This window comes from Exiguobacterium sp. s63, assembly GCF_018617335.1.
Classification (GTDB): domain Bacteria; phylum Bacillota; class Bacilli; order Exiguobacteriales; family Exiguobacteriaceae; genus Exiguobacterium.
Window position 1 is genome coordinate 185,299 of the sequence record NZ_JACSKB010000003.1, and the last position, 26,030, is coordinate 211,328.

Here is a 26,030-nt window from a genome sequence, read left to right on the forward strand (position 1 = left end):
ATTTTTGCGTTTCTCACACCCTAAGCGCTACACGGGACGCGTAGAAACTGATATGATGGGACAGGAATTGATTGTTTACAGAACGGGAGCGGTACGACATGAACTGGCACGCGGTAAAACGACAACTGAATGGATGGGCGATCCTCAGCTTTCTTGCGATTTTATTGATCGTCTTGCCGGGGATTGTCGTGCTCGTGGAATTATTCGCACCGGTCAATGACAACTGGCAACATATTCAAGAGTATTTGTTGCCCCGTTATGTGCGGAACACGTTGTTCATCATGGTGGCTACTGGTCTCCTGACGACTGTGATTGGAACGAGCCTCGCCTGGTTCGTGACCGTCTATGATTTTCCGTTCCGTCGCTTCTTTAAATGGGCACTCATCTTGCCACTGGCGATTCCGCCTTATATCGGGGCGTATACGTATCACGGCATTTTAAATTACACCGGAGTGATTCAAACGACGCTGCGGAATCAGTTCGGGATCACGGTCGATCAATCGTACTTCAACATTATGTCGATTCAAGGAACCGTGTTTATTTTCACGTTGTTCCTCTATCCTTACATTTATACGATTACACGAGCGTTCCTGCACAACCAATCGTCTTCGATGATTGAGAATGCACGAATCCTCGGTCGCGGCTCGTGGGATATTTTCTTCACGGTCGTCATTCCGATTTCACGAGTTGCCATCATCGGTGGGGTCAGCCTCGTATTGATGGAAGTACTGAACGACTATGGTGTCGTCAAATACTTTGGGATTCAGACGTTTAGTACCGCTATCTTCAGCACATGGTTCGGGATGAAGGATACGTCGTCGGCATTGAAACTGGCGGGAACGCTCATGATTCTCGTCATCGCCATCTTGACGATGGAACGGCTCGTCCGGGGACGGAAGCAGTTCAGTTACGCCTCGACGAAAGTAAAGCCGCTCAAACCGAGACCGCTTCAAGGCTGGCATCGCTATGCTGTATTCACATATGTCTCGCTCGTCTTTGCGATCGCATTTGTCATTCCGTTCACGCAGTTGATGGCCTGGACGTTCCTGACGTTCGATACGGTCTTCACGGAAGAATTTTGGCAACTCGTTTGGAATACGGTACGAGTCGCCTTTACCGCGACCGTAATCATCTTACTGTTCGCACTCATTATCGCGAACTATACACGACTCTTCCCGTCGAACATGACGCGTGTCATTTCGAAGGTGACGACACTCGGGTATTCGATTCCGGGAGCAGCGATTGCGATTGCGGTCATCACGCTCTTTTTGTGGCTCGATGACAAAGTACTCGACATGGCACGGGCGCTTGACCTAAGCCAGACATTCGTATTTCGGACGACGCTCATCATGCTCATCTTTGCTTACGTGATTCGCTTCCTTGCGATTGGATATAACTCGATTGAGAGTGGATTCGAGAAGGTCGGGAAGTCGTTCACGGAAGCATCCCGTATGCTTGGGTGGAATACGGTCCAAACGTTCTTCCGCGTCGATATTCCGATGATCAAGGGCGCGATCATGAGCGCATTTATCCTCGTCTTTATTGATATTATGAAAGAATTGCCGTTGACGCTCTTTTTACAACCATTTAACTTTTCAACGCTTGCGACACAGGCGTTCAAATACGTGAGTGATGAGAAGATTCACGAAGCGGCACTCGCTTCCATCGTCATCGTCCTCATGAGTGGACTGTTGATATTCGTTTCCCATAAGGTGCTTGATAAGGAGGCCGACTAATGTTCGTTCAAATCAACGATTTACATTTTAGCTATAAAGGTGCACATGAAGAGACCATCAAAGGGTTCTCGATTTCAATCACAAAAGGCGAAATCGTCTCGCTTCTCGGGGATAGCGGTTCTGGTAAAAGTACGATTCTCCGATTGATTGCCGGACTCGAGATGCCGAACCAGGGCGTCGTCGTCGTGAATGACTGTGTCTGTTGCGACGATTGCCAGTTCATGCCGCCAGAAGATCGTGGCGTCGGGATGGTCTTCCAAGACTATGCACTCTTCCCACACATGACCGTTGAAAAGAACATTCGGTTCGGTCTTCATAAACTGAGTCGTAAAGAACGAAATGCGCGTGTCGAAGAGATGCTCGAGCTCGTCAACTTGACGGAGTTCCGTCACCGTTATCCGTACGAACTTAGTGGGGGACAACAACAGCGTGTCGCGCTCGCTCGTGCACTCGCACCAAAACCAGCGCTCTTGATTTTAGACGAACCGTTCAGTAACTTGGATACGTCACTTCAACATCGGATCCGTGACGACCTTCGTCGTCTCTTGAAGCAGACGGGCACGACGACGATTTTCGTGACACACGATGAGGAAGATGCCGAGGCGCTTGCTGACCGCATCGTCTATCTCGGAGAAGGCAAAATTAAAAAGCAGGTCATGACGGAGAACAACAAGACGTTCAACCCGCAGATTCCTTGCTTCGTATAAGTTCGGCGCACTCATTGATAAAATGAGTGCGTTTTTATGTCGATTCCATCATTCGACGTATCGATTGTCTAAAACAGATAGATGTTCCTGCCAATCTGGCCAATAGGACTGAAGTGATGTGAGAAATTCATGCCCACCGAAACTGATCGTACTTTCATGATATGCATAAATGACCCAGTTCATGTGTTGGTCAAACCAATAACGTTCTAAATAACGACCATCGTAACAAGGATCCAAGGAATCGGTATCGATTTGCCAGAGCGTAAGGTCCTCGTGTAGTTCAAAGACGACATCCGCGCCTCGACGCAATATCCATTGTTGGATTTCCTTGATTTTTTGATCATCCTCGTCAATATAGTCGCTATCGAACGCAATCACATCGGGGCGCCGGGCAGTCGATAGAGGGTACCAATAATGTGAATCGGTCACACCCCAAATGGAGCGAATTCTTCTCTTTAATTGACTGGCGAGAGGTGATGAAAGCTGAGTCCTCATGACATGTAAACTCCTTATCCTAAAGTTGATGCATGTTACTACCTTCACTATACATAAGAAATAGAAAAACGTCCTTAGCTGTTAGACTAAGGACGTTTCGTACTACTGTGCTGTCTGGGACGGCTTCGACTCATTTCCAAGCTGATCAATCGCAGTCACGTAGTAGGATGCGTTGTTCTCATTTGTGACCTCGATACTCTTTCTCGCATGGGATGGGACACTTTCGATACGAGTCGCTGTTCCGTTGACGACTTCATAGACGCGATATCCAATCACGCTCTCTTGACGAACGGCGTGCCATGTCAACAAGTTTCCTTTTAGTTCGACTGCCGTTGGTGTCTCGAGATCGACAGTTTCGTTCAGATCGGTCTCCACTAGCTCTGTATAGACGACAAATCGTTTATCATAGCCCCCGTCCCCGAACGTACCCGAACAGGTAATCAAATTTAAGTTTCGATTTGATGTGGCACCGAAAATCTCTTCGATTGGCGCGGTTTTCGTATCATATCGTTCTGTTTTCGTGACGCGGAATCGTAAGGTGTTTCCCGCCTCATCTTGAATCAGAACGTCATCGCCTTTTGTCAATTGGTCAAGTTGATAAAAGATGGCTGGACCGGTCTTGCTGTCGACATGACCAGCAATTACGGCATTTCCTTTACTACCTGGTGTGACACCGGGTTCGAACCATCCGACTTGATTTTCGTCTTCTGGAACGCCCATCTGTCCGTTTTCTAACACACCGACTTGTTCGATTGCGGTATCGAGTTTGATTTTGGGAATTTGAATTTGAACGGGTGTGACGGCTTTCGCATGTTCTTCTTCCTCTGCTAACCGAAGCTTCTTCACCTCTTCCTGTAGAAGTGAGAATTCAGCCGTTAAATCCGGGCTCTCCTCTATTTGTTTTTCTTCTACAGGTGGTGACGACGATTCTTGGGCGCTCGTCCACGTCCAGAAGCTAAAACAAAAGAGAGAGAGCGCCAGAAACAAAAGGCGCTTGTTCATGGGACTCCCTCCTTATTGATTATTGTTCAGACACTTTACGTTTGCGAAGCGTCACGAAGGCGAGTAAGATTCCGCCAAGGACAGCAAGTGCAGCGTAGAGGCTGTTCATTGATTGTTCTTGAGCGCCACCGAGACCTGTTTCAGGCATCTCTTCAGGCATCATTGTTTCTTCAAACTTGTCAGGCATTTGTGTCACGATCGCGTTACCGAGTGTTTCACCAACACCGAACATGAACGCATATCCTTCACGGAATGACATCCAAGCCGCTTCTGCATCACCTGCGACATATTGATCGAACGTGTCGAGTACGAGCGCTTCGTGCTGTTTGATCGCTTCTTCACCAGCAGCTTGCGGTAAGTTACCTTCTGTTGCTGCATCGAGGAATGTGCTGAAGTCGACGGCGAATGTGTCGAGGCGCATCCGAGCGTCTTTAATCATCTCTTCGTCACCTTCAAGTGTTGCGGCAACGATATCACCTTGTGCTGTGATGTGGTCTGTGTTCCAGATTTTCTCGAACTGTGCGGCACCTTCATCGCCATATACGGATGCGATGGCTGCTTTAAAGTCGAGTGTGTTTTGATCTTCTGCCCATGTCACGTAGTCATAGTCCTCTGCTTGATCGTACCCTTTTTGCATACCGATGGCAGCAAGGGCAAAGTGTTCACCTGCGAGACTGTTTAATGTTGAGCGGAGTTCAACAGCTGGTGTGTCGGCTCCAGTCGTGAATTTGTCAGGCATTTGTGTGACGATTGCCCCCGAGAGAGCTTTACTGATGTTGAACATGTGCTTGTAGCCTTCACGGAACGTCATGTAAGCTTCTTCGTAATCTCCTTCGACATAGTTATCGAATACAGAGAGAACTTGGTCTTCATGAAGTTCAAGTGCATCAGCTGCTGCTTCCTTCGGTAAGTTACCTTCTGTTGCTGCATCGAGGAAAGTAGAGAACTCATCTACGAACTCATCGACTTCTGCTTCCGCTTCCATGCGTAATTCTTTGTTGTCTGATTTTGCTGCTTCTACAAAATCAGCTGAGTAGTCGTTATGACCACGGAAGATTTCTTCGAACTTCATGCCGCCTTCTTCCCCATAAATTGATGAGATCGCTGGCGTCATGTCGAGTGCGTTTTGATCAAGTGCTTTCATCGAAACTTCAGCATCTGCGGCCTCGTCGTATCCTTTCATCATCGATGTGACGGCTAATACGTAGTGCTCAGATAACAGTTGGTCGAGTGTCGCGCGAAGGTCACCTGCTGGTGTGCTCGCTGTCGGCGTGTGATCCGCTGCTTGCGCGTTCACTGGTACGAGTAGTCCTAAGGCAAGTGCCGGGGCTACGATTTTGTTTAACGTCTTCTTCTTCATGGGTAATCGCTCCTTTTCGTAAGTGAGTGTTGTCGTTATTTACACCCATCTAACGGAGCGGTTCAAAAAATGGATCACTCTTTTTTTATTTTTTTTCGTTTTTTTGTTGAAGAGTGCGATAAACCCCCGGTGCGACGCCATATTTTCGTTTAAAAATTCTGTGGAAATATGGATAACTTCGAAATCCAGACAGTTCTGAAATCGTTTCTAATGAATGTTTTGTATAGCGCATTTGCTCCTCGGCAAGCTGAAGACGAATTGATTGTGCATATTCGATGATGGTCATTCCAGTGTTTTCTTTAAAGAGATGGACGGTTCTTGAAACACTGAGTCCGACCGCAGTGGCGACATCCGCCACTTTGAAGTCAGTTGTTACACGTGCCTCGATAAAGCGCATCATGCGTGAGACGACGGGAGGTCGAGAATGGACATGGGCATCTTGCGTCGAACGATCAAGCATGAGTAAAAGAGCCTGTACGAGCGTTTCGATTAAGGCATCGCTCTGTTCAGAGGGTGGCCGACGTACTTCTTCCGTAATATGTTGCCAAAGGGAAAGTAGTCGGGGGTCAACATTTATAGAATAGGTGCGCTCGCGCGGAATGGCGTTCCACCATGAATCAATGGAGGAGCCGGTACAAAAAATATGATAGTCTCCGCTCGCAGGCGTATCGACATGCAATTCATACATATCTCCGGGAGAAACGAGTAACAAGTCACCGGGGCGTGTCAACATCGTTTCTCCGTTTACGACAACCCGTGCCGTCCCTTCTGTTTGCAGACGGATTAAATAGGTGTCTAGTGTAGTAGCAAATGGAAAAGTATAAGTCGTTGTATGGTACGAATAGCCACAAAAGCCGATTTCCATAATAATCTCCTCATTTAATAGCAAAATTGTGCATATTTTAATCATATCATGAATGGTCTCGGAAACTTGAAGGCAGTACGATGAAAGCGTTGAAACGGAAAACGAACTTCAAGGAGGACCTAACATGAAACAATGGTGGAAAGAAGCGGTCGTATATCAAATTTATCCACGTAGCTTCAATGACTCAAACGGAGATGGGATCGGCGATATTCAAGGGATCACAGAAAAGATGTCTTATTTGGCAGAGCTCGGAATCGATGTCATCTGGCTCTCGCCGGTGTACGATTCACCGAACGACGACAATGGATACGATATCCGTGATTACCGTGCCATCATGGACGAGTTTGGTACGATGGATGATTTTGATGCGATGCTTGAAGAAGCGCATCGTCACGGCATTAAAATCATGATGGACCTCGTCGTCAACCATTCTTCGGATGAGCACCAATGGTTCATGGAGTCGCGTTCTTCAAAAGACAGCCCATACCGTGACTACTACATTTGGAAAAAAGGGAAAGATGGTCAACCTCCAACGAACTGGGGGGCCTTCTTCGGCGGTAGCGCGTGGCAGTATGACGAAGCGAGCGATGAGTACTACCTCCATCTCTTCAGTAAGAAACAACCGGATTTGAACTGGGAAAGCGAGGCGCTTCGTCGTGAAGTGTACGACCTCATGACATATTGGCTCGATAAAGGGGTCGACGGGTTCCGGATGGACGTCATCAATATGATTTCAAAAGATCAAAGCTATCCTGATGGTCAAACGCGAGGGACGGGGTATGGTGACGGCACGCCATTCTTCTTTAACGGACCACGCATCCATGAATTCATGCAGGAGATGAATCGGGAAGTCTTGTCGAAATACGACACGATCACGGTCGGAGAGATGCCAGGGGTCAGTGTGGACGAAGCGAAGCTCTACACGGGAGAAGACCGCAACGAATTGAACATGGTCTTTCATTTTGAACACGTGGATGTCGGGAACGGGAGCTTCGGGAAGTGGAATCCGACGGACTGGAAGTTGACTGAGCTGAAGACGATTTTCTCGCGTTGGCAAGAAGGGCTCGAAGAGGAAGGGTGGAACAGCTTGTACTGGAGTAACCATGACCAGCCTCGTGCCATCTCACGCTTTGGAAACGATTCGCCCGAGTATCGCGTCCGTTCCGGGAAGATGCTCGCGACGCTTCTCCATCTATTGAAAGGGACACCATACATTTATCAAGGGGAAGAGTTCGGTATGACGAACGTCGCCTTTGACTCCATTGACCAGTATCGGGACATTGAGACGTTGAACGCCTATCGCGATTACACATCAAACGGGTTATTGACGCACGACGAGATTTTCCGTGGCATCCATGAGCGAGGACGTGATAATTCACGCACACCGGTACAGTGGTCAGACGAAGCACATGGTGGATTTACGACAGGGACGCCTTGGATTGAGGTCAACCCGAACTATGTCGACATCAACGCGGAAGCGGCACGAAAAGATCCGAATTCACTCTTCCATTACTACCGTCAGTTGATTGCGCTCCGTAAAGCGAACCCAATCGTCGTCTACGGGAAGTATGAGCTGTTGTTACCGGAAGATGAGGCGGTCTATGTGTTCACACGGTCGTTCGAAGGTGAGACCTGGCTCGTACTCTGTAACTTCTCCGACGAGACACAACAACGAGAGTTACCATATGACGTGAAAGAACGTGTCATCGGAAATATGGAACCGATTGAACCGTTCACCCTTCGTCCTTACGAGGCACAAGTGTATAAACTGTGACGAAAAGCTCGCCAGACGGCGAGCTTTTTTGAGTGCATACGTATCTTCTCTCGATGATTCGGGAATAATGTAAGTAACGTCTGACATGAAAAGAGGGAACGACATGGGTACTTTGATTGCGTACTCTTCCAGATATGGGACGAGTGAAAAAGTGGCGGCTTTACTCGCCGAACGTCTATCGGGTGACGTTCGTGTCCAAAATATCGTAGAAGAGCCAGACATCATGTGGGAAATGGTAGACCACGTCATCGTCGGCAGCTCGATTCGAATGGGCACCATCCAAGACGAGATGAAGGAATGGTTGATGCTTCATGAAGCACATTTGCTTGAGCGCCCTCTCGCCTTGTACTTGTGCGCGGGAACACCGACAGAGTCCGAACGGATTCGTGAGCTAGAAGAAGCGTATCGTTCCACACTCCGCAACCATGCTTATTTCGTCGAGGTCGTCGGGAGCGGCTATGACTTTGAACGAATGGGCTTTTTGGACAAAGCAATCGTCCGCATGATGGCCAAACAGAAAGAAAGCTCACTTGAACTCGATGAGAGCAAATTAAACCAGCTCGTGGAGGCGGCTCAAACATCCGAACGGACACGATCTGAAAATCCCTGAGCGAGCAAGTCTTTCGCATCAATCGGACTTTTCGTGGAGATGAGCACATCTCCGCTTTTTTTCTGCCCTTCAATCTGATGAAGGGCGAGGTGTTCGAGTTGACGACCGATTTTTAAAGCGATGGGTGCCGATTCGTGGCATCGTAATTGTTCGATGCTCACATCATCGGTCCGGTTATCTCCTCCGAACAGTTCGAGGTCGGCTCGGGCTGTGGTGAACCCCCGTACGGAGACACGCTTCAGTTGAACGCGTCTCGATTTGTATTGAATCGCAAGCGCCGGGTGCTGTTCGTAATCGTAAAGTGGATCTCCGATTGCGGTCAATCCATGAATCAAGACATCCTGGTAGGCAGAAACGACCAAACTTCGGGGTGAGGATTTTGCATACAACGGACTGCGAATCGGCTCGAGGGACACTAAGTTCGTACCAGATAGGAAGCGGGCCGTTTCTGAATTCGGATCGTCTGCCAAATGATGACCGATATGGCGGAAGTTAAACGAGCGATTGTCGTGAACGGAGAGATGTCCGAAGATATGGACATCGTGTGCTGCTGATGACGTTCCATGTGCTTTTACTTCGATGCCTCCAAAACACCCTTCCGTTCTATTGTGAACGAGCGTGACGTGTCGCGATCCGTCATCAATCTCGATTCCGTTCGAGTTGGAGAACCCTAAGGCGTGTGTCCGTCCATGAGGATGGTGACAATAGCAGTTAGTGATGTAGATGGCGTCACTGTGGTGTGTCGTGATCCCGTCATCCCCGTAATTCGTCGCTTCGAGATGGTCGAGATGGATATATCGACTCCCGTTTGCCGCACGTAGTCCGTCTCCTAAGTAATGATAGTGCGGAGACGTGATATCGAACGCATGAAGACCGGCATGTTTAGCCGTCACATGATGCACCCAGCCATACGTCACATGCGCAAACGTTAAGGCGCTCGATGTCGTGTCACCGCTCGTCGTCCGTTTCACATCACCTAATCGCGCGACGTTCCAATCGAGTGTCAGATGAGATACCTCGATGTGGTGATTTCCGGCAAAAGGCGTAGCGTTCCGCAAGAGTCGGCGATGCTTCGGTGCACGGTCAGATAGTTTGAGAATCGTGACATCTTGTCCGGCGCCTTCGAGCGCACAGTTCGAAGGAAGACGGATGCCTCGCACGACATACACACCTGCCGGGACGAAGACGCGCCGGTTCGAGCGGATGGCAAGACGAAAGGCGAGGGTACAATCCGTTTTTCCATCTCCGACAGCGCCATAGTTCGTAACATCGACGTGTTGTTTCGTCGTCTGCATCAAGTTCAAATATTCAGCATCGAGTCGGCGCATCCAGACGGGGCGAACAATTCCGTCAACGAGTTCGAGCGGGAGTGACGTTTCGATAGGGGTAATCCGTTCCGTCAACGGAATCCGACAAGGGATGGTTTGTTGTTTCTTTGAGTAAGACGTTTCACGCGTAGCTTTATGCCATTCGAGCGTTTGTGGAATTAAATCTTCTTCGGACCAATCGGAATAAGAGGCAATCATTGATGCAATGGACTGTTGTTCAGGTGAGTGGTTCATCATAAATCCTCCTAGCGTCATCTTCTCTAGCTTGTACCCGTTTCGGTCCGTTTTTTAGCAATCAGAAGTATTTACTAGACAGAAGCATCTAGTCGTGTTATATTCAGTATGTGCTTAATTAAGAATAGCTGGAATCATAATTCACAAGTGCTTGGGATTATTTTTCATTAGATAATCCAAAGGCTTGTATTTTTTTTGGTCAAGTTTTTTCTAGTAAGGCACTACTATAACGCATAGCGTTTATTTCAGGAGGGTTCATTCATGAACACAGGTAAAGTAAAATGGTTTAACTCAGAAAAAGGTTACGGCTTCATCGAAATGGAAGGCGGAGACGACGTATTCGTACACTTCTCAGCAATCCAAGGCGACGGCTTCAAAACACTTGAAGAAGGCCAAGAAGTAACTTTCGAAATCACTGACGGAGCTCGTGGACCACAAGCTTCTAACGTTGAAAAAATCTAATCTTCCTTTCTAAGGAATATGATACCTGCTCGCATCGGCGAGCAGGTTTTTTTGTGTTTAATCCTATAGTTTGAGGGAACAGTATACGAGCGACAAATCATGAAGGAGGAATTTGGAATGAGTGCAAAAGAAACAGCTTTGAAAATCCTAGATTCGAGTGATGTCGGTACGATGGCTACGGTGTATAAGGTAAAACCACATAGTCGATACATGACATTTTTCCATGATGATCTCACACTCTATACGGCAACTTCAAATGAGACAGATAAAGTGGAGGAATTAGAGAAGAATCCATATACACATATTTTAATTGGTTATGACGGAGATGGAGTGGGCGACACCTACTTAGAAATCTTAGGGAAAGCGACCGTTTCAGATGATGAATCGATGAAAGAAAAAGTATGGAACGAGAAACTCGAGGGCTGGTTCGACGGACCGGACGATCCGAAACTCGTTATTCTCAAAATCGAACCAGAATCGATGCGTGTAATGAACAAAAAAGGTCAGCCACCTCAAGAAGTGACACTATAATTTCCTTAAAGGCACCTAAATCAGGTGTCTTTTTTTGGATGAATGTGAATAGAATATGGCATACATATGGACGAATCATGAACAAAGGGAAATAGATATGTGAATAGGTGAGCATGAATGGTATATTGTGAATGTAATCACATTATTCATTTATTCAACTTCTTGAAAGGGAGGAATCATCATGTTCACGAAATTTTGGCAAAATCACAACATTGCCACAGCCATCTTGATAGTGTTGCGTGTATGGCTCGGTTATCATTGGTTAACAGCAGGGTGGGGTAAACTCACAGGTGGTTTTGGAACGGAAGGTTTTTTAAATAACGCACTGACTCTCGCAACTGGAGATCATCCAGCCGTCGCAGGATGGTGGGCTGCATTCTTGGAAAACTTTGCGATTCCGAACGCTGGATTATTCGATGTCCTCATTCCTTACGGCGAGTTCTTAGTCGGTCTTGGATTATTGCTCGGTGCACTCACACGTAGCGCGGCGTTCTTCGGATTGGTTATGAATATGGCCTTCTTACTTTCTGGAACGGTCAGTACGAACCCGACCATGTTAATCGTATCTGTATTGATTTTGGTGGCTGGACATAATGCTGGAAAAATCGGTGTGGATGGATTGTTCCTTCGTCGCTTTGTCGAAACGAAAGTCATGCACCGTTCACCAAATCGTCAAATAGCCTCGTAAATTCCGTGCTCTCTCCTGTGACAAATCTCTCATGTTTCGGCTACGATAGATATAGCCTACAGAGATAAAGGAGAACGCATATGACTACGACTCATTTTAAATGGCTTGGTTACACAGAAGGGGTATCCTTCCTGTTGTTACTATTGATTGCGATGCCACTCAAGTATATGGCCGGTATCCCACTCGCGGTCAGTATCGTCGGTGCGGCACACGGGTTCTTGTTTGTTGCCTACGTACTTGCAGCCATCTATATGGCATGGCGCTACCGCTGGGGATTCAAAGTGTTGACGCTTGCCGTGATGGCATCGGTTATCCCATTTGGACCATTTTTATTAGAAAAACGGGTACTCCCGTCAACAGAGAAGACATCGAACTGATTCGTTCGATGTCTTTTTCGTTAGGACACTTGTTCCATTGACTGAGCTGTTGCTCGTTCTGCTCGAATGTCATGACGGATACGGTGCATGGAAAATAAAGTGAGACTAAGCAAACAAATCATACAAATGGTATAGAGGAGAGAGACTAGTATTAAATCACTTAAAAATCCGAAAAGAATGAAACCGAGTGGTGTGATTCCCATCGCCAGCGATTCGAGAACTCCCATTACACGACCTAAATAATTGGGATCTGTATTCGTTTGTAAATACATTTGAATCGGGATATTGGCTCGAATAACGAAGAGACCACTTAGTAAAGCGAAAAACGAAAAGAATACGATAGCAGGCAATACGCTGAACTTAAAGTAAAGTGGGATGGCAGGACCGATGAACAATAAACTTAAAACAATTAAGGCACTTCTCATCGTTGAAAGTCGGTATTTAATTTTAAAGAACGGTAATGCATGTAATAATGAAGCGACTAAAAATCCGATAGCGAACATACTTTCTAAAAATCCAAACTGAAGAGGTGAGACTCCGACTTCTTGTAATGCGGCAATAGGGAATAAGACTTCGGATGCGACAAAAAAGAAATTAAGAAATGTAGCGAGGAGGGCGATGGTCCATAAAACGCGCTGTTTTTTCAGATATTGAAAACCGGATTGCACTTCTTTCCAAGTCGACTGAGACGTCTCTTGAGTATTACGGGATTGAAATTTAAGATGGGTGGCGACTAATCCTGCAATGAAAAATAAGACAGCTGAGCTGAACAAGAATACGGAAATCGGTAGAATTTTAAATAAAGCTCCGGCCAATAAAGGTGTGCCGATACTTGAAAATGAGATGATACTTTGGATTAATGAGTTGGTTCGTTGTAACTCTTCTTCCTTAAACAGAAGAGGAATCGAGCTAGACAAAGTCACTGATAGGAAAGTTGAAAAAACAGAGAGTAATGCGGTGATCAAAAGATAAGTAAGGACATTAAATGTCCAAATTAAGCTCGCAATTCCGGCAAGAACAAAGAGCAATCCATTTAATGTTTCCATATTTACGATGACACGCTTACGATTTAGTTTGTCTGCATAAGCACCAGCGAAAGGTGAAAGTAGGATGCGAGGTAGGGTTCCTGCTAATAAGACAATCGCAAATTGTAACCCAGACCCAGAAGTGGTGAGAACGGTCAATCCGGCGATAAATGTGAACAAGTTTGAGGCGAACAACGACATGAATTTTCCGATTAACAAGATGTGTAGATTCGAAAATGATTTTTTCATAGGAAGTCTCCTTTACAAATTAGTTAAATGTGATTTAACATTATCATAAAGGTATCGGGATGAAATGTAAATATAAAGTTCAATATAATTTAACTTTTAGGGGTGTCATATGATTGGAGAGCGCATTAAAACATTGCGAAAACAGAAAAAAATGACTCAAACACAGTTGGCGGAAGGCATTGTCACGAAATCAATGCTTAGTATGATTGAGAATGGAAAAGCGGAGGCATCGATGCGCAGTTTGCGAGAACTCGCCAATCGACTGGATGTCTCAGTACAGTTTTTGCTCAAAGACCCTAGAGAGTCTGAACTACAAGAACTTGTAGAGGAAATTGAATATGCAGATATGGGTTTTATGAAATGGGACAATAAAGATATTATCGAGCGTTTAGAACCGTTTCTTGATAATGACATGCAATCAATTTGGTTGGGACGTGCGTATGTTTTTTATGGTGATGCGATTTTGACGAATGATAATCGTGATTTAGTATTAAATTATTATGATCGCGCGATTGAGTTATTTGAAAGATTAGGAGAAAAAGATGAAATTGCAATGACTCGAATCGGTCAAGCATACTATTTAATGCATTGGGATCGATTTGATGAAGCGAGTGAAAAAATAGAATTGATTGAACAGCTCGATTCTCAAGCGATGAAAACAAAAACACGTATCGAATTTTATATGTTGCTCGTTTTTAAAGAGTTACTTTATAACGCTCAGTTGTCTCGCGCTATTCAATATTTAGAAGAAGCGTTAAATTATATGAAACAGACACGAACTTATTATCGAGCAGATGATGTATATCGAGCTCTCGTCATTTGCGCACTATATCGAAAAGAGAACGAATTGATTCAGAAAGCAATCATGAAAGCTCGGCAGTATGTTGATTTTACCGAAGATGATTCTTCTAAAATGAGGTTGGCGTTTACAGAAGGTTTAGTGGCGATGAAGCAGAATAATGTGGATTTGATGGGGGTTCAACTAAATATTATCGAAGATATCTTGCATAAAGAAGAACGTTATGTGTTGATGAACGAAGAAAAACGCTTCATTACTCCTCTTGAAATGTTCAAAGGAGTGTATTATGCGATGAAAGGTGATATCGGAAAAGCAGATGTATTCTTAAATGAATTGTGGGAGAGAAGAAATGAATGGCAGCTGAAGCATAGTTTGATTGATCAAGCCATTTATTTAGAAGGACTGTTACTTGGTACCCTTTACGGATGTGGGAGTCAATGGTTAGAGGAGATTGAAGCGCTTATTGATCAATTCCCTGAAGGGTACTATCACCAAAACTTAACGGAGTTACTTATTAAAATCAAGGGCTGACGGATCAGCCCTTGAACGTTTGAATCAATGTCCCTTTGCCATGCTCGACTTGCACAGAAGCGTGTGCCCCATTGACGAGCGTCATCTGCGGGGGAACGTGTCCGCAGTCGATATCGAAAAAGATAGGAACTCCGAGCATGTGATGGAGCTCCTCATACACCATCTCGGCCGTATAGTCTTGATGGATAGATGGGGCGTCACTCCTTCCGAACAGAATACCAGACGTATGATCGAACCAACCGGCCCACTTCATTTGAAGGAGGGTCCTTTTTAATGCCGGAACGTTTAGCTCAGCATTTTCAAAATACCAAAGAATCGGTTCATCATTCAGATGTTCGCGCTGGAACGTCTTGACGTCTCCATATGGCGTCCCGATTGTATGTAAGAGCACATCGAGACATCCACCGAGCAATCGACCAGTCGCGTGTTGACCACCGACGGCTTTCCATTCAGTCGTTTCCGTCAAATGAAACAGATGTGGCGTCGGATTGTCGTATTGCCATTCTTTTTGGAATTTCTCCGATGAGCGTTGGATGACCGTCTCATCTACGCGGGTCGAGAGGACATCGAGCCAGCGTGAACTCGTCTCGTCCCACATATCCGCACGCAAGTCGACTAAATTCGGACCGTGTGCCGAGGCGATTCCGGTTTTTAGCGTATAGACGAAGAGCAATAAACTCGTATCCGAGTAACCGAGCATCCATTTTGCGGGTAAGGACTGCCAATCGATTTGATTGAGGATTTCCATTAAAAGTTCTCCACCCCAAGGCGGAATGATCAAATCGACAGTATCGTCCTGCAAGAGATGTGACAGTTCGTGGGCGCGTACCCGAGCCGGGGCGGACTTCCCGAATTGTTGTTTCCACGCATTCGGAGTGAACTGTAGCGTAAATCCTCGATTGGAAAACTTCTGTTCCGCTTGATGCAATAAACGGTGTAGTTCTTCTGGTATGCCCGACGAAGGGGCGGTGACACCGACGTGATGCCCGGTCAATTGTGGATAACGAATCATGACGACCTCCTGTGGATAAGTGATGTGTACGGTAAAAGAAGCAGGTTATCCACATGTGGACAACTAGTTGGAGCGCATCCGTTCGGCATGACGCATTCCCCATTCGTTCATCGCTTCGAGAATCGGGATCAGTGTTTTTCCATACTCACTTAAGCGATAATCGACGCGGGGAGGGACTTCTGGATAGACGGTTCGGATGACAATATCTTGTTCTTCTAAGTCGCGGAGTTGCGCGGTCAATATCTTTTGACTGATTTTCGGTAACGCTCGCTTCAACTCACTGAAGCGTAACGTATCTCCATTAATCAGAACGAGGAGGATGGAGTGTTTCCATTTTCCTGTGATCAGCTCGAGAGCCGTATCGACTTCGCAGCTTGTTATATTGGTCACATTGCTCTTCCTTTCTAATAGTATCGTTGAGGTAACTATACCACCTTTTTGTGCCTACTTCTGCAATGTGAGCCGAGCGGGTATAGTGAAGGTGAGGTGATGAAATGAAAATTGAGAATATTGAATTAGGACCGGTGATGTTACGTGTCCGAGATATCGCACAAATGACACGATTTTATGTAAATGTGATTGGGATGAGCGTTTTAGAAGAAGCCGAAGAATGGGTTACGCTCGGAACGAAGGAGCGTTCACTTGTCATCTTGCACAGTGTCCCTCAGGCGAAGACAAATCCGCGTGCGGCTGGATTGTTTCACTTAGCGATTCTCTTGCCGAGTCGCGTGGAGTTAGGAAGTATATTGGCGCATCTCATTGAGCAGCGCATCGAAGTCGGACAAGGCGATCATTTAGTGAGTGAGGCGTTCTACTTAAATGATCCGGAAGGAAACGGGATTGAGCTGTACGCCGATCGTCCGAAAGAACAATGGTCGTATGAAGCAAACGGTCATGTGAAAATGGCGACTGAACCGGTTGACTATGAATCGATGCTTCAAGAGGCGAGCAATCGACCGTTCAATGGCTTACCGATTGGTACGATCATGGGACATGTCCATTTTAAAGTCCGGTCCATCGAAGCGGCGAAACGCTTCTATCATGATCGACTCGGTTTTTCTATCACGACGGATTCTTATCCAGGCGCGCTGTTCCTTGCGGCAGATGGCTATCATCATCACATTGGGACGAACGTGTGGGCCCGTTCGAGTGAAACTCTCGGAGCGGAAGCTGGAATCGAGGCATGGACGCTGCTCGTCAATGAGGAGACGAATCAGGCATTAGGAGGGACGTCTTCTGAATGGTCATTGACAGATGAAGATGGGATTACGGTGCATATTAAAAGAACGGACGCTTGAGGCGTCCGTTCTTTTTAACGTGCGGATGTTTTCTTCTGACTTGCGTTAAACGAGAGACGAAGTCCGCGTTTTTGATACGCTTGCTCGACTCGTTTTGGGTTGAGACTGAGCTCGAGATGAGCTAGTTTCAAGTGGTCAAGTGCCGGCACCGTGACATCAAGACGAACGAGCTCCATGTTGCGCTCTGCTTTTTTGCGTGTTCGTCTCAAGTTACGGGGCACCTCCTCTGACGTCAGTGCCGCGATCGTTTCATTTACTTGTTGTCGTTTGTCACCCTTGATACTCAAGGCAGAATACAGCTTATCGAGCGAACCGAATCGCTTGATGAGTTGAACCGATTGGCTTTCGTCGAGTCCTGCAACTGGAGGAATCCCGTCAGAACGGTCTCCTGTCAACGCTTTGACGGCTGACAATTGCTTCGGTTTCAATCCTTCGTATAACGCCGCAATCTCTTCTGGTCGAATTTCTAAATGACGCTTGAGCGGCAACGGACGGTTATCACGAATGTCACAGCGAGCCTGCATTTGCTGAAGCTCCTGTGTCTGTAACCAAACGGTGATTCGTGGACTGACAAGCTGTAACAAGTCTTTGTCTTTTGTCATGATGACCACAGGGGCACTGCAACTGAATTTACGTGCGATGTGGGCAATCAAATCTTCCCCTTCATATCCCTCTACTTGGAATTGTGGAATGCCACTATCCTCAAGTAGTTGGCGCATGAGTTCCATCTGCGCTTTCAATTCAGGCGGTGTTTGGCGTCTGCGGCGTTTATAGCCCGGGTATAACTCTCGACGCCATAATGTTTCACGTGAGACGTCCCAGACGACGACAAAATGAGTTGGACGATGTCTGCGTAGAATCGTCCGAATGAGGCCGGTCATTCCGATGACGGCACTCCGATCGTTTTTGGATACCTCGCGTCCTTTTTTCGTTCGGCTCGCGGCGGCACCATAATAAGCACTGGCCAGCATGGAGTTACCGTCAATCAAAAATAGTTTGCGTTCCATGCGTAACCTTCTTTCTATTTCTTTCTGTTTAAACCGAACATTTCGCCATGTTACGGTGATGTTGTGTCATTGAGTGCGTGACACTCAAATAAGCAACATATGTGCAGTATATCACGGCAAGAGGCGAAAATATAGCGACAGTTCGGTTCACACATGAAAAACCCTTCTCCAAATCAAAGAGAAGGGTTTAATAGAAACCTTATTCTGAGAGAGGCTCTTCCTCTTCACGTGAGGCCAAAATCAGGTCGACGAAGACGATTCGGTGGTTATCAACTTCACTGACAATCAATTCATGGTCGCCAGGTAAGAGGAAGCGTTCGCCCGTCCGAGCGTTCGCTTTTTGCGATAAGACAAATCCACCAACTGTATCGACATCGTCTTCGATTTCGATTCCAAATCGTTCCTCGAGTTCTTGTGTTAACACAAGTCCAGAGAGACGATAATGTTTCGGAGCAATTTCCGTAATTTCTGCTTGTTCATCTCGGTCGAACTCATCGCGAATCTCACCGACGATTTCTTCCAGGATGTCTTCAATCGTTAAGAGGCCAGCAGTTCCCCCGTACTCATCGATGACGAGACACATCATTGTCTGTGCGTTTTGCATCTTCACCATCGCTTCTTGAAGCGGCGTGAACTCGGTAACGAGTGGCAATTGATGAATGAATGACTCAAACGGTGCATCATTTTTTGAAAGTTGCGCGGTAAAGAGTTGCTTTGCATTCACAAATCCGAGCACGTCGTCACGGTCGCCATCTCGTGTGACCGGATAGCGTGTATATTGGTGCTCTTCGACAACTGAAATAATCTCTTCAATCGTATCTTCTTCATCGATCGTGACCATGTTCATCCGTGGAACCATGGCATCTTTGGCGATGCGCTCGTCAAACGAGAAGATGTTTTGTACATAGGCCAACTCATTTTCGTTGATTTCACCACTACGGAAGCTTTCTGTCATGATGATTTTTAACTCTTCCTCGGAATGTGCCGTTTCCTGCGCAGTCGTCTGAACACCGAATAGACGGAGTGTGAGTCGAGCCATGCTGTTCAAGGCACGGATGAACGGATAGAAAAGTTTCGTGAACACGTAAAGCGGACGTGCAACGAGGAGCGTTAATTTTTCCGCTTCATGAACGGCGAGCGTTTTCGGTACCAATTCTCCGATAACGACGTGAACGAACGCGATGACGAGAAACGCAATCAGGAACGATAAGAACGTCACGAGTGATTGTGAAATATTCAACTGTTCGACCAACGTGTGAACGTACGTTTCGATTTGATCGGCACCAATCCACCCGAGACCTAGTGCGGACAGTGTAATGCCAAACTGTGAGGCAGAGAGCGAGTCGTCGATATTCTCGATGACTTTTTTTGCGCTGACCGCTTTCTTATTTCCTTCGAGCACGAGCTGATCGAGTCTAGCGCTACGCACTTTCACAATTGAAAATTCGGCTGCTACAAAAAAAGCAGTCAGAAAGATTAAAAGCGCAACGACGAGTAAGCTGAGTAACATGGGACTGTCCAACAATTCCCCCAAAAATCGGGGAGTCACCTCCATTGAGTATAAGATCAAACGTCTTTCAGGCGTTTCCTGAAAACGAATAGTTTGTTTCAGTATAGTTGATTTGTTTGAATTATTCAAAATGCAGTCAAACATGTTTGATGAAGAGGGGAATGCGGGAACTAAATCCGAGAAGATGAAGGAGGAATTGATATGGCAAACTATCCAGAGTTAAAAGGAAAGGTCGCGGTCATCACAGGAAGTTCGAAGGGACTTGGACGTGCGATTGGGGAACGCTACGCGAAAGAAGGGATGAACGTCGTCCTGAACTATCGTAGCAGTGAAAAAGAGATGGAAGAAGTCATCCGTGGCATCGAGGCGGGTGGTGGGAAGGCTGTCGCCGTAAAAGGGGACGTTTCTGAAGAAGGACTCGCCGAGAAGATGATCGAGAAAGCCATCTCTGAGTTTGGGAAGATGGATATCTTCGTCAACAATGCCGGTGTACAAGTCGAAGCGAAAACACATGAGATGGAGTTCGATAATTGGAAAAAAATTATCGACGTCAACTTGAACGGAACGTTCCTTGGTGTCCGGGCTGCCTTGAAGTACTTCGTTGAGAACAAAATTGAAGGCAATATCATCAACATGTCTTCTGTTCACGAAGTCATTCCACGTCCTGGTTACACACATTACGCAGCAAGTAAGGGCGGCGTAAAAATGTTTACGAAATCAGTCGCTCTCGAATATGCACCGAATCACATTCGTGTGAATGCGATCGCACCTGGGGCGATTGATACGCCGATTAACGAAGAGACGATGAGCGACCCGGAAGAGAAGAAGGGGTTAGAAGCGCTCATCCCATCTCACGTCATCGGGAAGCCGGAACAAATCGCAGCCGTCGCTGCTTGGCTCGCATCGGATGAATCGTCCTATGTGACGGGGACGACGATCTTTGCGGATGGCGGACTTTCGCTTTATCCGTCATTCGGCCCAGAGAACAAAGTCCAATAAACAAGAGGGTGCGCTGATGCACCCTCTTTTCGTTTAGCTACTCATTTGATTGGTCATATCCATTTTAGGGAGACGGACGGTGAAAGTAGAGCCTTTTCCAATACTCGATGTCGCGTGAATCGTTCCACCGTGACCTTCTGCAATCTCTTTACAAATCGCAAGCCCGAGACCGGTCCCTCCGATTTTACGACTGGCAGAGTTGTCAACGCGATAGAACTTGTCAAACAACTTCGAGAGTGCAGTTTGGGGAATCCCGATGCCATGATCTTCAATCGAAATATCAATCCAATCCGGTTGCTCACATGAGATGCGGACGTTGATTTCTCCGCCATTAGGAGAATATTTCACGGCATTATGGAGCAAATTCATGAACAGTTGATTGAGTCGCGACCGGTCCCCAAATACATACAAATCTTCCTGACAATCAAACGAAATATGATGATGTTGACTTGATCCTCGATGCACTGTGATGGCCTGTTCCAAAATATCAGACAGGCGTTCCGGCTCATTGTGGTACGTTTGTTTTCCAGATTCCATCCGCTGTACATCGAGTAAGTTTGAAATCAGGTCTTCGAGACGCAGTGTTTCTTGATGAATCATCCCTAAATATTTTTCGGAACGTTCAGCTGAAAGCTTTCGGAAACGGAGAAGCTCGGTGAATCCAATGATACTCGTGAGCGGAGTACGGAGTTCGTGAGAAACGGTCGAAACGAGCTCAGTTTTCAAACGGTCGACTTCTGTTTCGTGTGTCACATCACGGAAAACGAGCATCGTCCCGTGACGCGTCCCTCTCAAGTAAATTTTTTCCGCATACATTTGAATGAAACGTTCTTCCTGATTCATTGAGAACGTGACGCTCTCTTCTTTACATTGTCCATCGAATGATCGTTCCATGAACGCGAAAAAGGCATCCTTTTGGTCAACTTGTAATCCAAGCTCTTCGAGACTTGCATCCAAACGATATAAATCGACTTCATTTCGTTTCGTAATCGGCTGATTGAACAACACGAAGAGCGCTTGGTTCGCTAATTTTTCGCTTGTCGCATGTTCGACGTAGATGACGGCATCACGGATGGAGTGAAGGAGCCGTGCTGTCTTCTCGCGTTCTTCCTCGATTCGATGACGCTGTGTCGTGAGAGAGGAAGCCATCTGACGGAAAGAGGTCGTCAATTGCCCGACTTCATTTTTAGATTGAACGGTAGCTGTCGCGACGGGTTGTCGCTCTCCGGCAAGACGTTTACTGTTTTCAATCAATTCCTGGAGTTGACCCGTTAAGCGTCTGACGTAAGGTCGAGCGACGATGAAGAGAATGAAGAGCACCCCGAGTAAAGAAAGGAGCCAGAGCGCCTGTGCCCATTTCGTATGTGTCGCAAGTTGAGCACGGAGTGCATCCTCTTCTGCGTTCAGTGAGTTCCGGTATTCCGTGAAGACGCTCTCCATGTCGACGATGCTCGCGCTCATATCCGCAGCACTTTTCGAATTGATTTTGAATTTACGATCTGCCGGTGGCTCTTTTTGAGGGTTCACCTTACCGAGCGTTGGCATCTTTAAAAAGGGCTCGGTTACACTACCGTCCCGTTTTCCTGCTACATAACGTTCAAGGCTTGGCATGACACGTTCCTGATACGCGACAAACAGTGTACGCGCATCGCTCGCGTATGTTTTTTCTTTTTCGGTCACTGCGTTCTGTTCGAACCAAGTCGTCTGTTCGTCAATCAAGACTTGTTTATCTTGCACACGTTCTAACATCGCATCGTCCCCAAGGAGGACATAACCGCGCATTTCATATTGCATCGACTGCCATGTCTCGAACAATTCGGTCGCATTTGTGCGCCGTTCACTGATGTTCTCAAGCGATGACGTCGTCTGTTCGATTTGGTTTTCCGTATACACATATACGGCAAGCGACGTGAGGAGGATCAGTCCGATGAATAAATAGAAGACGAATAAAAATTGTCTCCCGATCCGTTGGTCAATCCATGACTTCATAAAGACCGTTCCTTCCTAGAATGTTGAACATTCCGACTGTGACTAATATTCTACGTGTGTCGTTCTTTCATTGTACAGATTCAACTCTTCAGATGCTAGATATTGAGAAATCAAGGTAATGAACACTATTGGTCATTGAACAGTAGTGGATAGTATGCTATTGTTCTATGTATAATAGGGGGTGGGATGATGAATCCTCAATTCAAAAAAGGTGTGCTCAATCTGTGTGTGTTAGCACTCGTTGCGGAACAAGACCGCTATGGGTATGAGCTCGTCCAGGCGATTTCGGCCAAAGTGGCGATTTCAGAAGGTGCGGTCTATCCGTTGTTGCGTCGATTGACGACAGAGGGTTATTTCACGACATATTTAATGGAATCCGGGGAAGGCCCTCCACGGAAGTATTATCAAATTACGGAACAGGGCCGCGAGCACTTGTCTGACTTGCGAACGGAATGGGATGTATTTACGAACGGTGTCAATGACTTAATTCGAGGGGGAGACGACAGATGAATGAAGAACAGTACTTGTTAGAGCTCGAACAACTATTGATGAACGTGAAGGTGAAAGATCGGCTCGATATATTAAGGGATGTGTCTGAATATTTCACGAGCGGTCGATTAGAAGGAAGAAGTGACGAAGAAATGGCACGTGAGTTAGGGGAACCGAGCGTACTCGCATCGGAATTACTTGCCTCTGTAGACTTTGAAGAGTCAGTATCGACACGACCTCCGGCGGTTGTGAAAAGTTCGGCCGTAGCTTTTCAAAGTGTCCTCGTTCAAGTTCAACATGCGCAGGTGTTCGTCACTCCTTCACAAGACGGATACGCTTATGCGACGCTTGAAACAGAGACCGATCATGGGGTCGTGATGGATATCGTTGGGGATACGTTGGAGATTCGCATTGAATCCGAACGTCGTTTCGGTCTTTCGGACCTGTTCTCATGGTTTGGGTCGAAGGCACCAGTACTTCGAGTGGAATTACCACATCACGCCTATCATCAGATTCAGTTGAAGAATCGTCATGGTTCGAGTGATGTACAAGATCTCCAAGCGGAACGATTCCATGTGGAGAGTGAGAACGGTCGAATCGTCGCGCATCAGATTCAAGCGAAGCAGGGTGTCCTGCGCACTTCGAACGGAAAAGTGGTCGCATCGAGCTGCAACGGTCACGACTGGGAGCTCCATTCCTCAAATGGTCGCGTCGAAGCGAAACATTCTCGACTCGAGCGGATCAACATCCATTCTTCGAACGGTCGAATCGATGTCAATCATGTCGAGGGAGCCATCGATGCCAAAACCTCTAACGGACGAATTGACTGTAGTGTTCAATCGATTCAATCACCAATTCGGTTGAAAACGAACAACGGGAAGATTGACTTACAAGTCGATGAGCGTCCGGACGATGTTACAATCCGAGCGAAGTCGCGAAACGGGAAAGTCAATGTATTCGGGGAGCGTTCGAAAGAATGCGTATTTGGAGACGGATCGATTGAAGTGAAGTTGACAAGCTCAAACGGGAGCGTCACGGTATCAGGATAAATAAAGTCCCACCATCGATTGATGGTGGGACTTTATTTATAGGTCATGCACCAACACATAGGCGACTCGAACGGGTATGAAGGACGTACAACAGAAAAAGATCCTCGTCATATGACAAGGATCTTCTGTCTAATTTATAGGAAGAACATTTCCAAGATGAAGAGTGCGCCGAACAAATAGATGAGCGGGTGAACCGTCTCTTTGTTCATCGCTTTGAAGATTGGGTACAAGATGAAGCCGAAGGCGATTCCCCGTTCGATGCTTCCTGACAAAGGCATGATCAAAATCGTCATGAACGCCGGGAAGTATTCGCTAAAGTCACTCCAGTCGATATACCGGACGTTCGTCAACATGAGTGCCCCGACGATGATGAGTGCAGGAGCCGTAATCGCCGCAACGCCAGAGATGGCGCCGATAAGTGGGCTGAAGAAGAGTGTCAATCCGAATAACCCAGCGACGACGGCCGTCGTGAGACCTGTACGTCCACCTTGCGCGACACCGGCAGCAGACTCGATGTATGCCGTAGACGGGCTTGTTCCGACGAGTGATCCACCCATTGTAGCAAGCGAATCGGCAAAGAGTGCACGGTGACCATTTTCAATCGTTCCGTCTTCCTTTAAGAGACCTGCCTGTTTTCCGACACCGACAAGCGTACCTGTCGTATCGAACAATGTGACGAGGAAGAACGAGAGGACGGCCCCGAACAATCCGTATTGAATGACATCACTAAATGCCGTCACAGGGTTGACCATGAGTCCCTCGGGAAGCGTCGGCATCGCCGTGACACCATCGATTTGTAAGATGTCCATGAAGTACGCCGCAATCCCAGTGAGTACCATCCCGATGAGTAAAGAACCGGGTACGTTTCGTGAGAAGAGAAGTGCCGAGACAATCAAACCACCGAGTACAAGTAGTACTTCTGGAGAAGACACGTCACCGAGACGCACCAAGTTTGCTTCATCCGCAACGATTAAGCCTGATAGTTTTAATCCGAGTGAAGCGATGAACAGACCGATTCCGGTCGTGATGGCATGCTTCAACGATGTCGGAATCGCTTGAATCAACTTCGTCCGAATCGGAGAGAGCGACAAGATTAAAAAGAAGACGGACGAGACGAAGACGACGCCGAGTGCGGCGGACGGGGCAATCTGTTCTTGAGCGACGAGCGTGTAAGCGAAGAATGCGTTGAGCCCCATCCCGGGTGCTACAGCGATCGGTAAGTTCGCATAAAACGCCATCAAGCCAGTCCCGATGAGGATGGCAATGATTGTCGCCGTGAATGCTTGTGCGAACGGAATTCCTGCGTCAGATAGAATCGCTGGGTTGACGACAGAGATGTACGCCATCGTCACGAACGTTGTGATCCCAGCAGTCACTTCCTGTTTAACATTCGTACCATGTTGTTTCAATTGAAAAATATTCATCGATATAACTCCTTATTTCGGTCTATTTCCGAACATTAATTGAGAAAAAATGTTTAAACTAACGTTATCAACTTGATGACTATACAAAAATGTTTGATTCCCGTCAATTGTTTTGAGTAAAAAACATGAAAAATGAAAGCTGAAGACAAATAATGTTCGGAAATAAACTTTTTTAAAAAAAGATGCTTGCTCTGAAACGCGTTTCAGAAGATACGGTATAGACAAAGGGAGGGGAACCGATATGAAACCGACAACGTGGAAGACATGGTGCAGTGGAATCGTATACGAGCTCGTCATCAATCAGTTGTATACACCGTTTGGAAAAATGTTGTGTACCCGTTTCCGTGAAGAGTTTCTTCATCTGCCGTTAGAAGAGCGCTTCCGTCTCGTTCAAGCGATTCGTTGTCAAGTCATCGAAAGAGGTGACAGTCAGCAAGCAGAGTGGGTACACTATATGCAAAGACTGACAAGTTGAGGTGA

General features: G+C 46.7%; 26 protein-coding genes. 14 read left to right on the top strand and 12 right to left on the bottom strand.

From position 1 onward, the window contains the following. The first annotated feature begins 98 nt into the window (after window positions 1-98). Both KNO90_RS11360 and KNO90_RS11365 read left to right on the top strand, forming a co-directional pair. Window positions 99-1,736 (top strand): ABC transporter permease, encoded by a 1,638-nt coding sequence (locus KNO90_RS11360; protein ID WP_215113632.1) that lies wholly within the window; start codon window positions 99-101, stop codon window positions 1,734-1,736. Then, window positions 1,736-2,443, top strand: a complete 708-nt coding sequence (locus KNO90_RS11365; RefSeq protein ID WP_214742571.1) for an ABC transporter ATP-binding protein — start codon at window positions 1,736-1,738, stop codon at window positions 2,441-2,443. Before KNO90_RS11360 ends, KNO90_RS11365 begins: the two co-directional genes overlap by 1 nt. 48 nt (window positions 2,444-2,491) lie before the next feature. Here KNO90_RS11365 and KNO90_RS11370 read toward each other — a convergent pair whose 3' ends face one another. The 4 genes from KNO90_RS11370 to KNO90_RS11385 all read right to left on the bottom strand — a co-directional run bounded on the left by KNO90_RS11370 (window position 2,492) and on the right by KNO90_RS11385 (window position 6,165). Beyond that, window positions 2,492-2,938 (bottom strand): hypothetical protein, encoded by a 447-nt coding sequence (locus tag KNO90_RS11370; RefSeq protein ID WP_215113633.1) that lies wholly within the window; start codon window positions 2,936-2,938, stop codon window positions 2,492-2,494. 102 nt (window positions 2,939-3,040) lie between these two features. Then, window positions 3,041-3,940 carry a class F sortase gene (locus KNO90_RS11375; protein ID WP_215113634.1) on the bottom strand — a complete coding sequence of 300 codons (900 nt, stop codon included), beginning with the start codon at window positions 3,938-3,940 and terminating at the stop codon, window positions 3,041-3,043. A gap of 19 nt (window positions 3,941-3,959) precedes the next feature. Then, entirely contained in the window at window positions 3,960-5,300 is a 1,341-nt protein-coding gene (locus KNO90_RS11380; RefSeq protein ID WP_214742574.1) for a globin family protein, read from the bottom strand. An 85-nt stretch (window positions 5,301-5,385) separates the two neighbouring features. Beyond that, window positions 5,386-6,165, bottom strand: coding sequence for an AraC family transcriptional regulator (locus KNO90_RS11385; protein WP_214742575.1), 780 nt, complete (start codon window positions 6,163-6,165; stop codon window positions 5,386-5,388). 124 nt (window positions 6,166-6,289) lie between these two features. Between KNO90_RS11385 and KNO90_RS11390 the strand changes: the two genes are divergently transcribed. After that, window positions 6,290-7,939, top strand: a complete 1,650-nt coding sequence (locus tag KNO90_RS11390) for a glycoside hydrolase family 13 protein (RefSeq protein ID WP_215113635.1) — start codon at window positions 6,290-6,292, stop codon at window positions 7,937-7,939. A 103-nt stretch (window positions 7,940-8,042) separates the two neighbouring features. Continuing rightward, window positions 8,043-8,549, top strand: coding sequence for a flavodoxin domain-containing protein (locus tag KNO90_RS11395; protein ID WP_214742577.1), 507 nt, complete (start codon window positions 8,043-8,045; stop codon window positions 8,547-8,549). Here KNO90_RS11395 and KNO90_RS11400 read toward each other — a convergent pair. Next, complete coding sequence (locus KNO90_RS11400; RefSeq protein WP_215113636.1) at window positions 8,513-10,111, bottom strand: glycoside hydrolase family 55 protein; 1,599 nt, start codon at window positions 10,109-10,111, stop codon at window positions 8,513-8,515. The genes KNO90_RS11395 and KNO90_RS11400 overlap by 37 nt on opposite strands. Before the next feature lie 261 nt (window positions 10,112-10,372). On the opposite strand from KNO90_RS11400, the gene KNO90_RS11405 reads away from it, so the two are divergent. The 4 genes from KNO90_RS11405 to KNO90_RS11420 all read left to right on the top strand — a co-directional run bounded on the left by KNO90_RS11405 (window position 10,373) and on the right by KNO90_RS11420 (window position 12,169). After that, window positions 10,373-10,573: a cold-shock protein gene (locus tag KNO90_RS11405; protein WP_015880427.1), complete on the top strand. Its 201-nt coding sequence runs from the start codon at window positions 10,373-10,375 to the stop codon at window positions 10,571-10,573. 117 nt (window positions 10,574-10,690) lie between these two features. Further along, on the top strand, window positions 10,691-11,104 hold the full coding sequence (locus KNO90_RS11410; protein ID WP_214742580.1) for a pyridoxamine 5'-phosphate oxidase family protein: 414 nt from the start codon (window positions 10,691-10,693) through the stop codon (window positions 11,102-11,104). A gap of 181 nt (window positions 11,105-11,285) precedes the next feature. Beyond that, complete coding sequence (locus KNO90_RS11415) at window positions 11,286-11,792, top strand: DoxX family membrane protein (RefSeq protein WP_215113637.1); 507 nt, start codon at window positions 11,286-11,288, stop codon at window positions 11,790-11,792. 80 nt (window positions 11,793-11,872) lie between these two features. Beyond that, window positions 11,873-12,169: a DUF3817 domain-containing protein gene (locus KNO90_RS11420; protein ID WP_214742584.1), complete on the top strand. Its 297-nt coding sequence runs from the start codon at window positions 11,873-11,875 to the stop codon at window positions 12,167-12,169. A gap of 20 nt (window positions 12,170-12,189) precedes the next feature. On the opposite strand, the gene KNO90_RS11425 is transcribed toward KNO90_RS11420, so the two are convergent. Further along, the gene (locus KNO90_RS11425) at window positions 12,190-13,443 is read right to left on the bottom strand and encodes an MFS transporter (RefSeq protein WP_214742586.1); all 1,254 of its coding nucleotides are present in this window, start codon (window positions 13,441-13,443) and stop codon (window positions 12,190-12,192) included. A gap of 109 nt (window positions 13,444-13,552) precedes the next feature. Between KNO90_RS11425 and KNO90_RS11430 the strand changes: the two genes are divergently transcribed. Next, complete coding sequence (locus KNO90_RS11430; protein WP_214742587.1) at window positions 13,553-14,773, top strand: helix-turn-helix domain-containing protein; 1,221 nt, start codon at window positions 13,553-13,555, stop codon at window positions 14,771-14,773. 4 nt (window positions 14,774-14,777) lie between these two features. On the opposite strand, the gene KNO90_RS11435 is transcribed toward KNO90_RS11430, so the two are convergent. Continuing rightward, the gene (locus KNO90_RS11435; protein ID WP_215113638.1) at window positions 14,778-15,785 is read right to left on the bottom strand and encodes a S66 family peptidase; all 1,008 of its coding nucleotides are present in this window, start codon (window positions 15,783-15,785) and stop codon (window positions 14,778-14,780) included. A gap of 63 nt (window positions 15,786-15,848) precedes the next feature. Then, window positions 15,849-16,175: a winged helix-turn-helix transcriptional regulator gene (locus tag KNO90_RS11440; RefSeq protein WP_015880434.1), complete on the bottom strand. Its 327-nt coding sequence runs from the start codon at window positions 16,173-16,175 to the stop codon at window positions 15,849-15,851. Window positions 16,176-16,279: 104 nt separating this feature from the next. Here KNO90_RS11440 and KNO90_RS11445 point away from each other — a divergent pair, with 104 nt between their 5' ends. Further along, window positions 16,280-17,083 (top strand): VOC family protein, encoded by an 804-nt coding sequence (locus KNO90_RS11445; protein WP_214742590.1) that lies wholly within the window; start codon window positions 16,280-16,282, stop codon window positions 17,081-17,083. A gap of 14 nt (window positions 17,084-17,097) precedes the next feature. Here KNO90_RS11445 and KNO90_RS11450 read toward each other — a convergent pair whose 3' ends face one another. Both KNO90_RS11450 and KNO90_RS11455 read right to left on the bottom strand, forming a co-directional pair. Continuing rightward, window positions 17,098-18,090, bottom strand: coding sequence for a 5'-3' exonuclease (locus KNO90_RS11450; protein ID WP_214742592.1), 993 nt, complete (start codon window positions 18,088-18,090; stop codon window positions 17,098-17,100). Window positions 18,091-18,289: 199 nt separating this feature from the next. Then, window positions 18,290-19,612: a hemolysin family protein gene (locus tag KNO90_RS11455; protein WP_214742593.1), complete on the bottom strand. Its 1,323-nt coding sequence runs from the start codon at window positions 19,610-19,612 to the stop codon at window positions 18,290-18,292. A gap of 189 nt (window positions 19,613-19,801) precedes the next feature. On the opposite strand from KNO90_RS11455, the gene KNO90_RS11460 reads away from it, so the two are divergent. Beyond that, window positions 19,802-20,599, top strand: coding sequence for a glucose 1-dehydrogenase (locus KNO90_RS11460; protein WP_214742595.1), 798 nt, complete (start codon window positions 19,802-19,804; stop codon window positions 20,597-20,599). Window positions 20,600-20,632: 33 nt separating this feature from the next. Here the strand turns inward: KNO90_RS11460 and KNO90_RS11465 are convergent, their stop codons facing one another. Beyond that, window positions 20,633-22,588 carry an ATP-binding protein gene (locus KNO90_RS11465; protein ID WP_214742596.1) on the bottom strand — a complete coding sequence of 652 codons (1,956 nt, stop codon included), beginning with the start codon at window positions 22,586-22,588 and terminating at the stop codon, window positions 20,633-20,635. Between the two features lie 189 nt (window positions 22,589-22,777). Here KNO90_RS11465 and KNO90_RS11470 point away from each other — a divergent pair, with 189 nt between their 5' ends. Then, complete coding sequence (locus KNO90_RS11470; protein WP_214742597.1) at window positions 22,778-23,098, top strand: PadR family transcriptional regulator; 321 nt, start codon at window positions 22,778-22,780, stop codon at window positions 23,096-23,098. Further along, window positions 23,095-24,126, top strand: a complete 1,032-nt coding sequence (locus KNO90_RS11475) for a DUF4097 family beta strand repeat-containing protein (protein ID WP_214742598.1) — start codon at window positions 23,095-23,097, stop codon at window positions 24,124-24,126. The genes KNO90_RS11470 and KNO90_RS11475 overlap by 4 nt, the downstream gene beginning before the upstream one ends. Window positions 24,127-24,260: 134 nt before the next feature. Here KNO90_RS11475 and KNO90_RS11480 read toward each other — a convergent pair whose 3' ends face one another. Then, entirely contained in the window at window positions 24,261-25,544 is a 1,284-nt protein-coding gene (locus KNO90_RS11480) for an NCS2 family permease (protein WP_215113690.1), read from the bottom strand. A 247-nt stretch (window positions 25,545-25,791) separates the two neighbouring features. Between KNO90_RS11480 and KNO90_RS11485 the strand changes: the two genes are divergently transcribed. Further along, the gene (locus tag KNO90_RS11485; RefSeq protein ID WP_214742599.1) at window positions 25,792-26,025 is read left to right on the top strand and encodes a hypothetical protein; all 234 of its coding nucleotides are present in this window, start codon (window positions 25,792-25,794) and stop codon (window positions 26,023-26,025) included. Window positions 26,026-26,030: the final 5 nt, after the last annotated feature.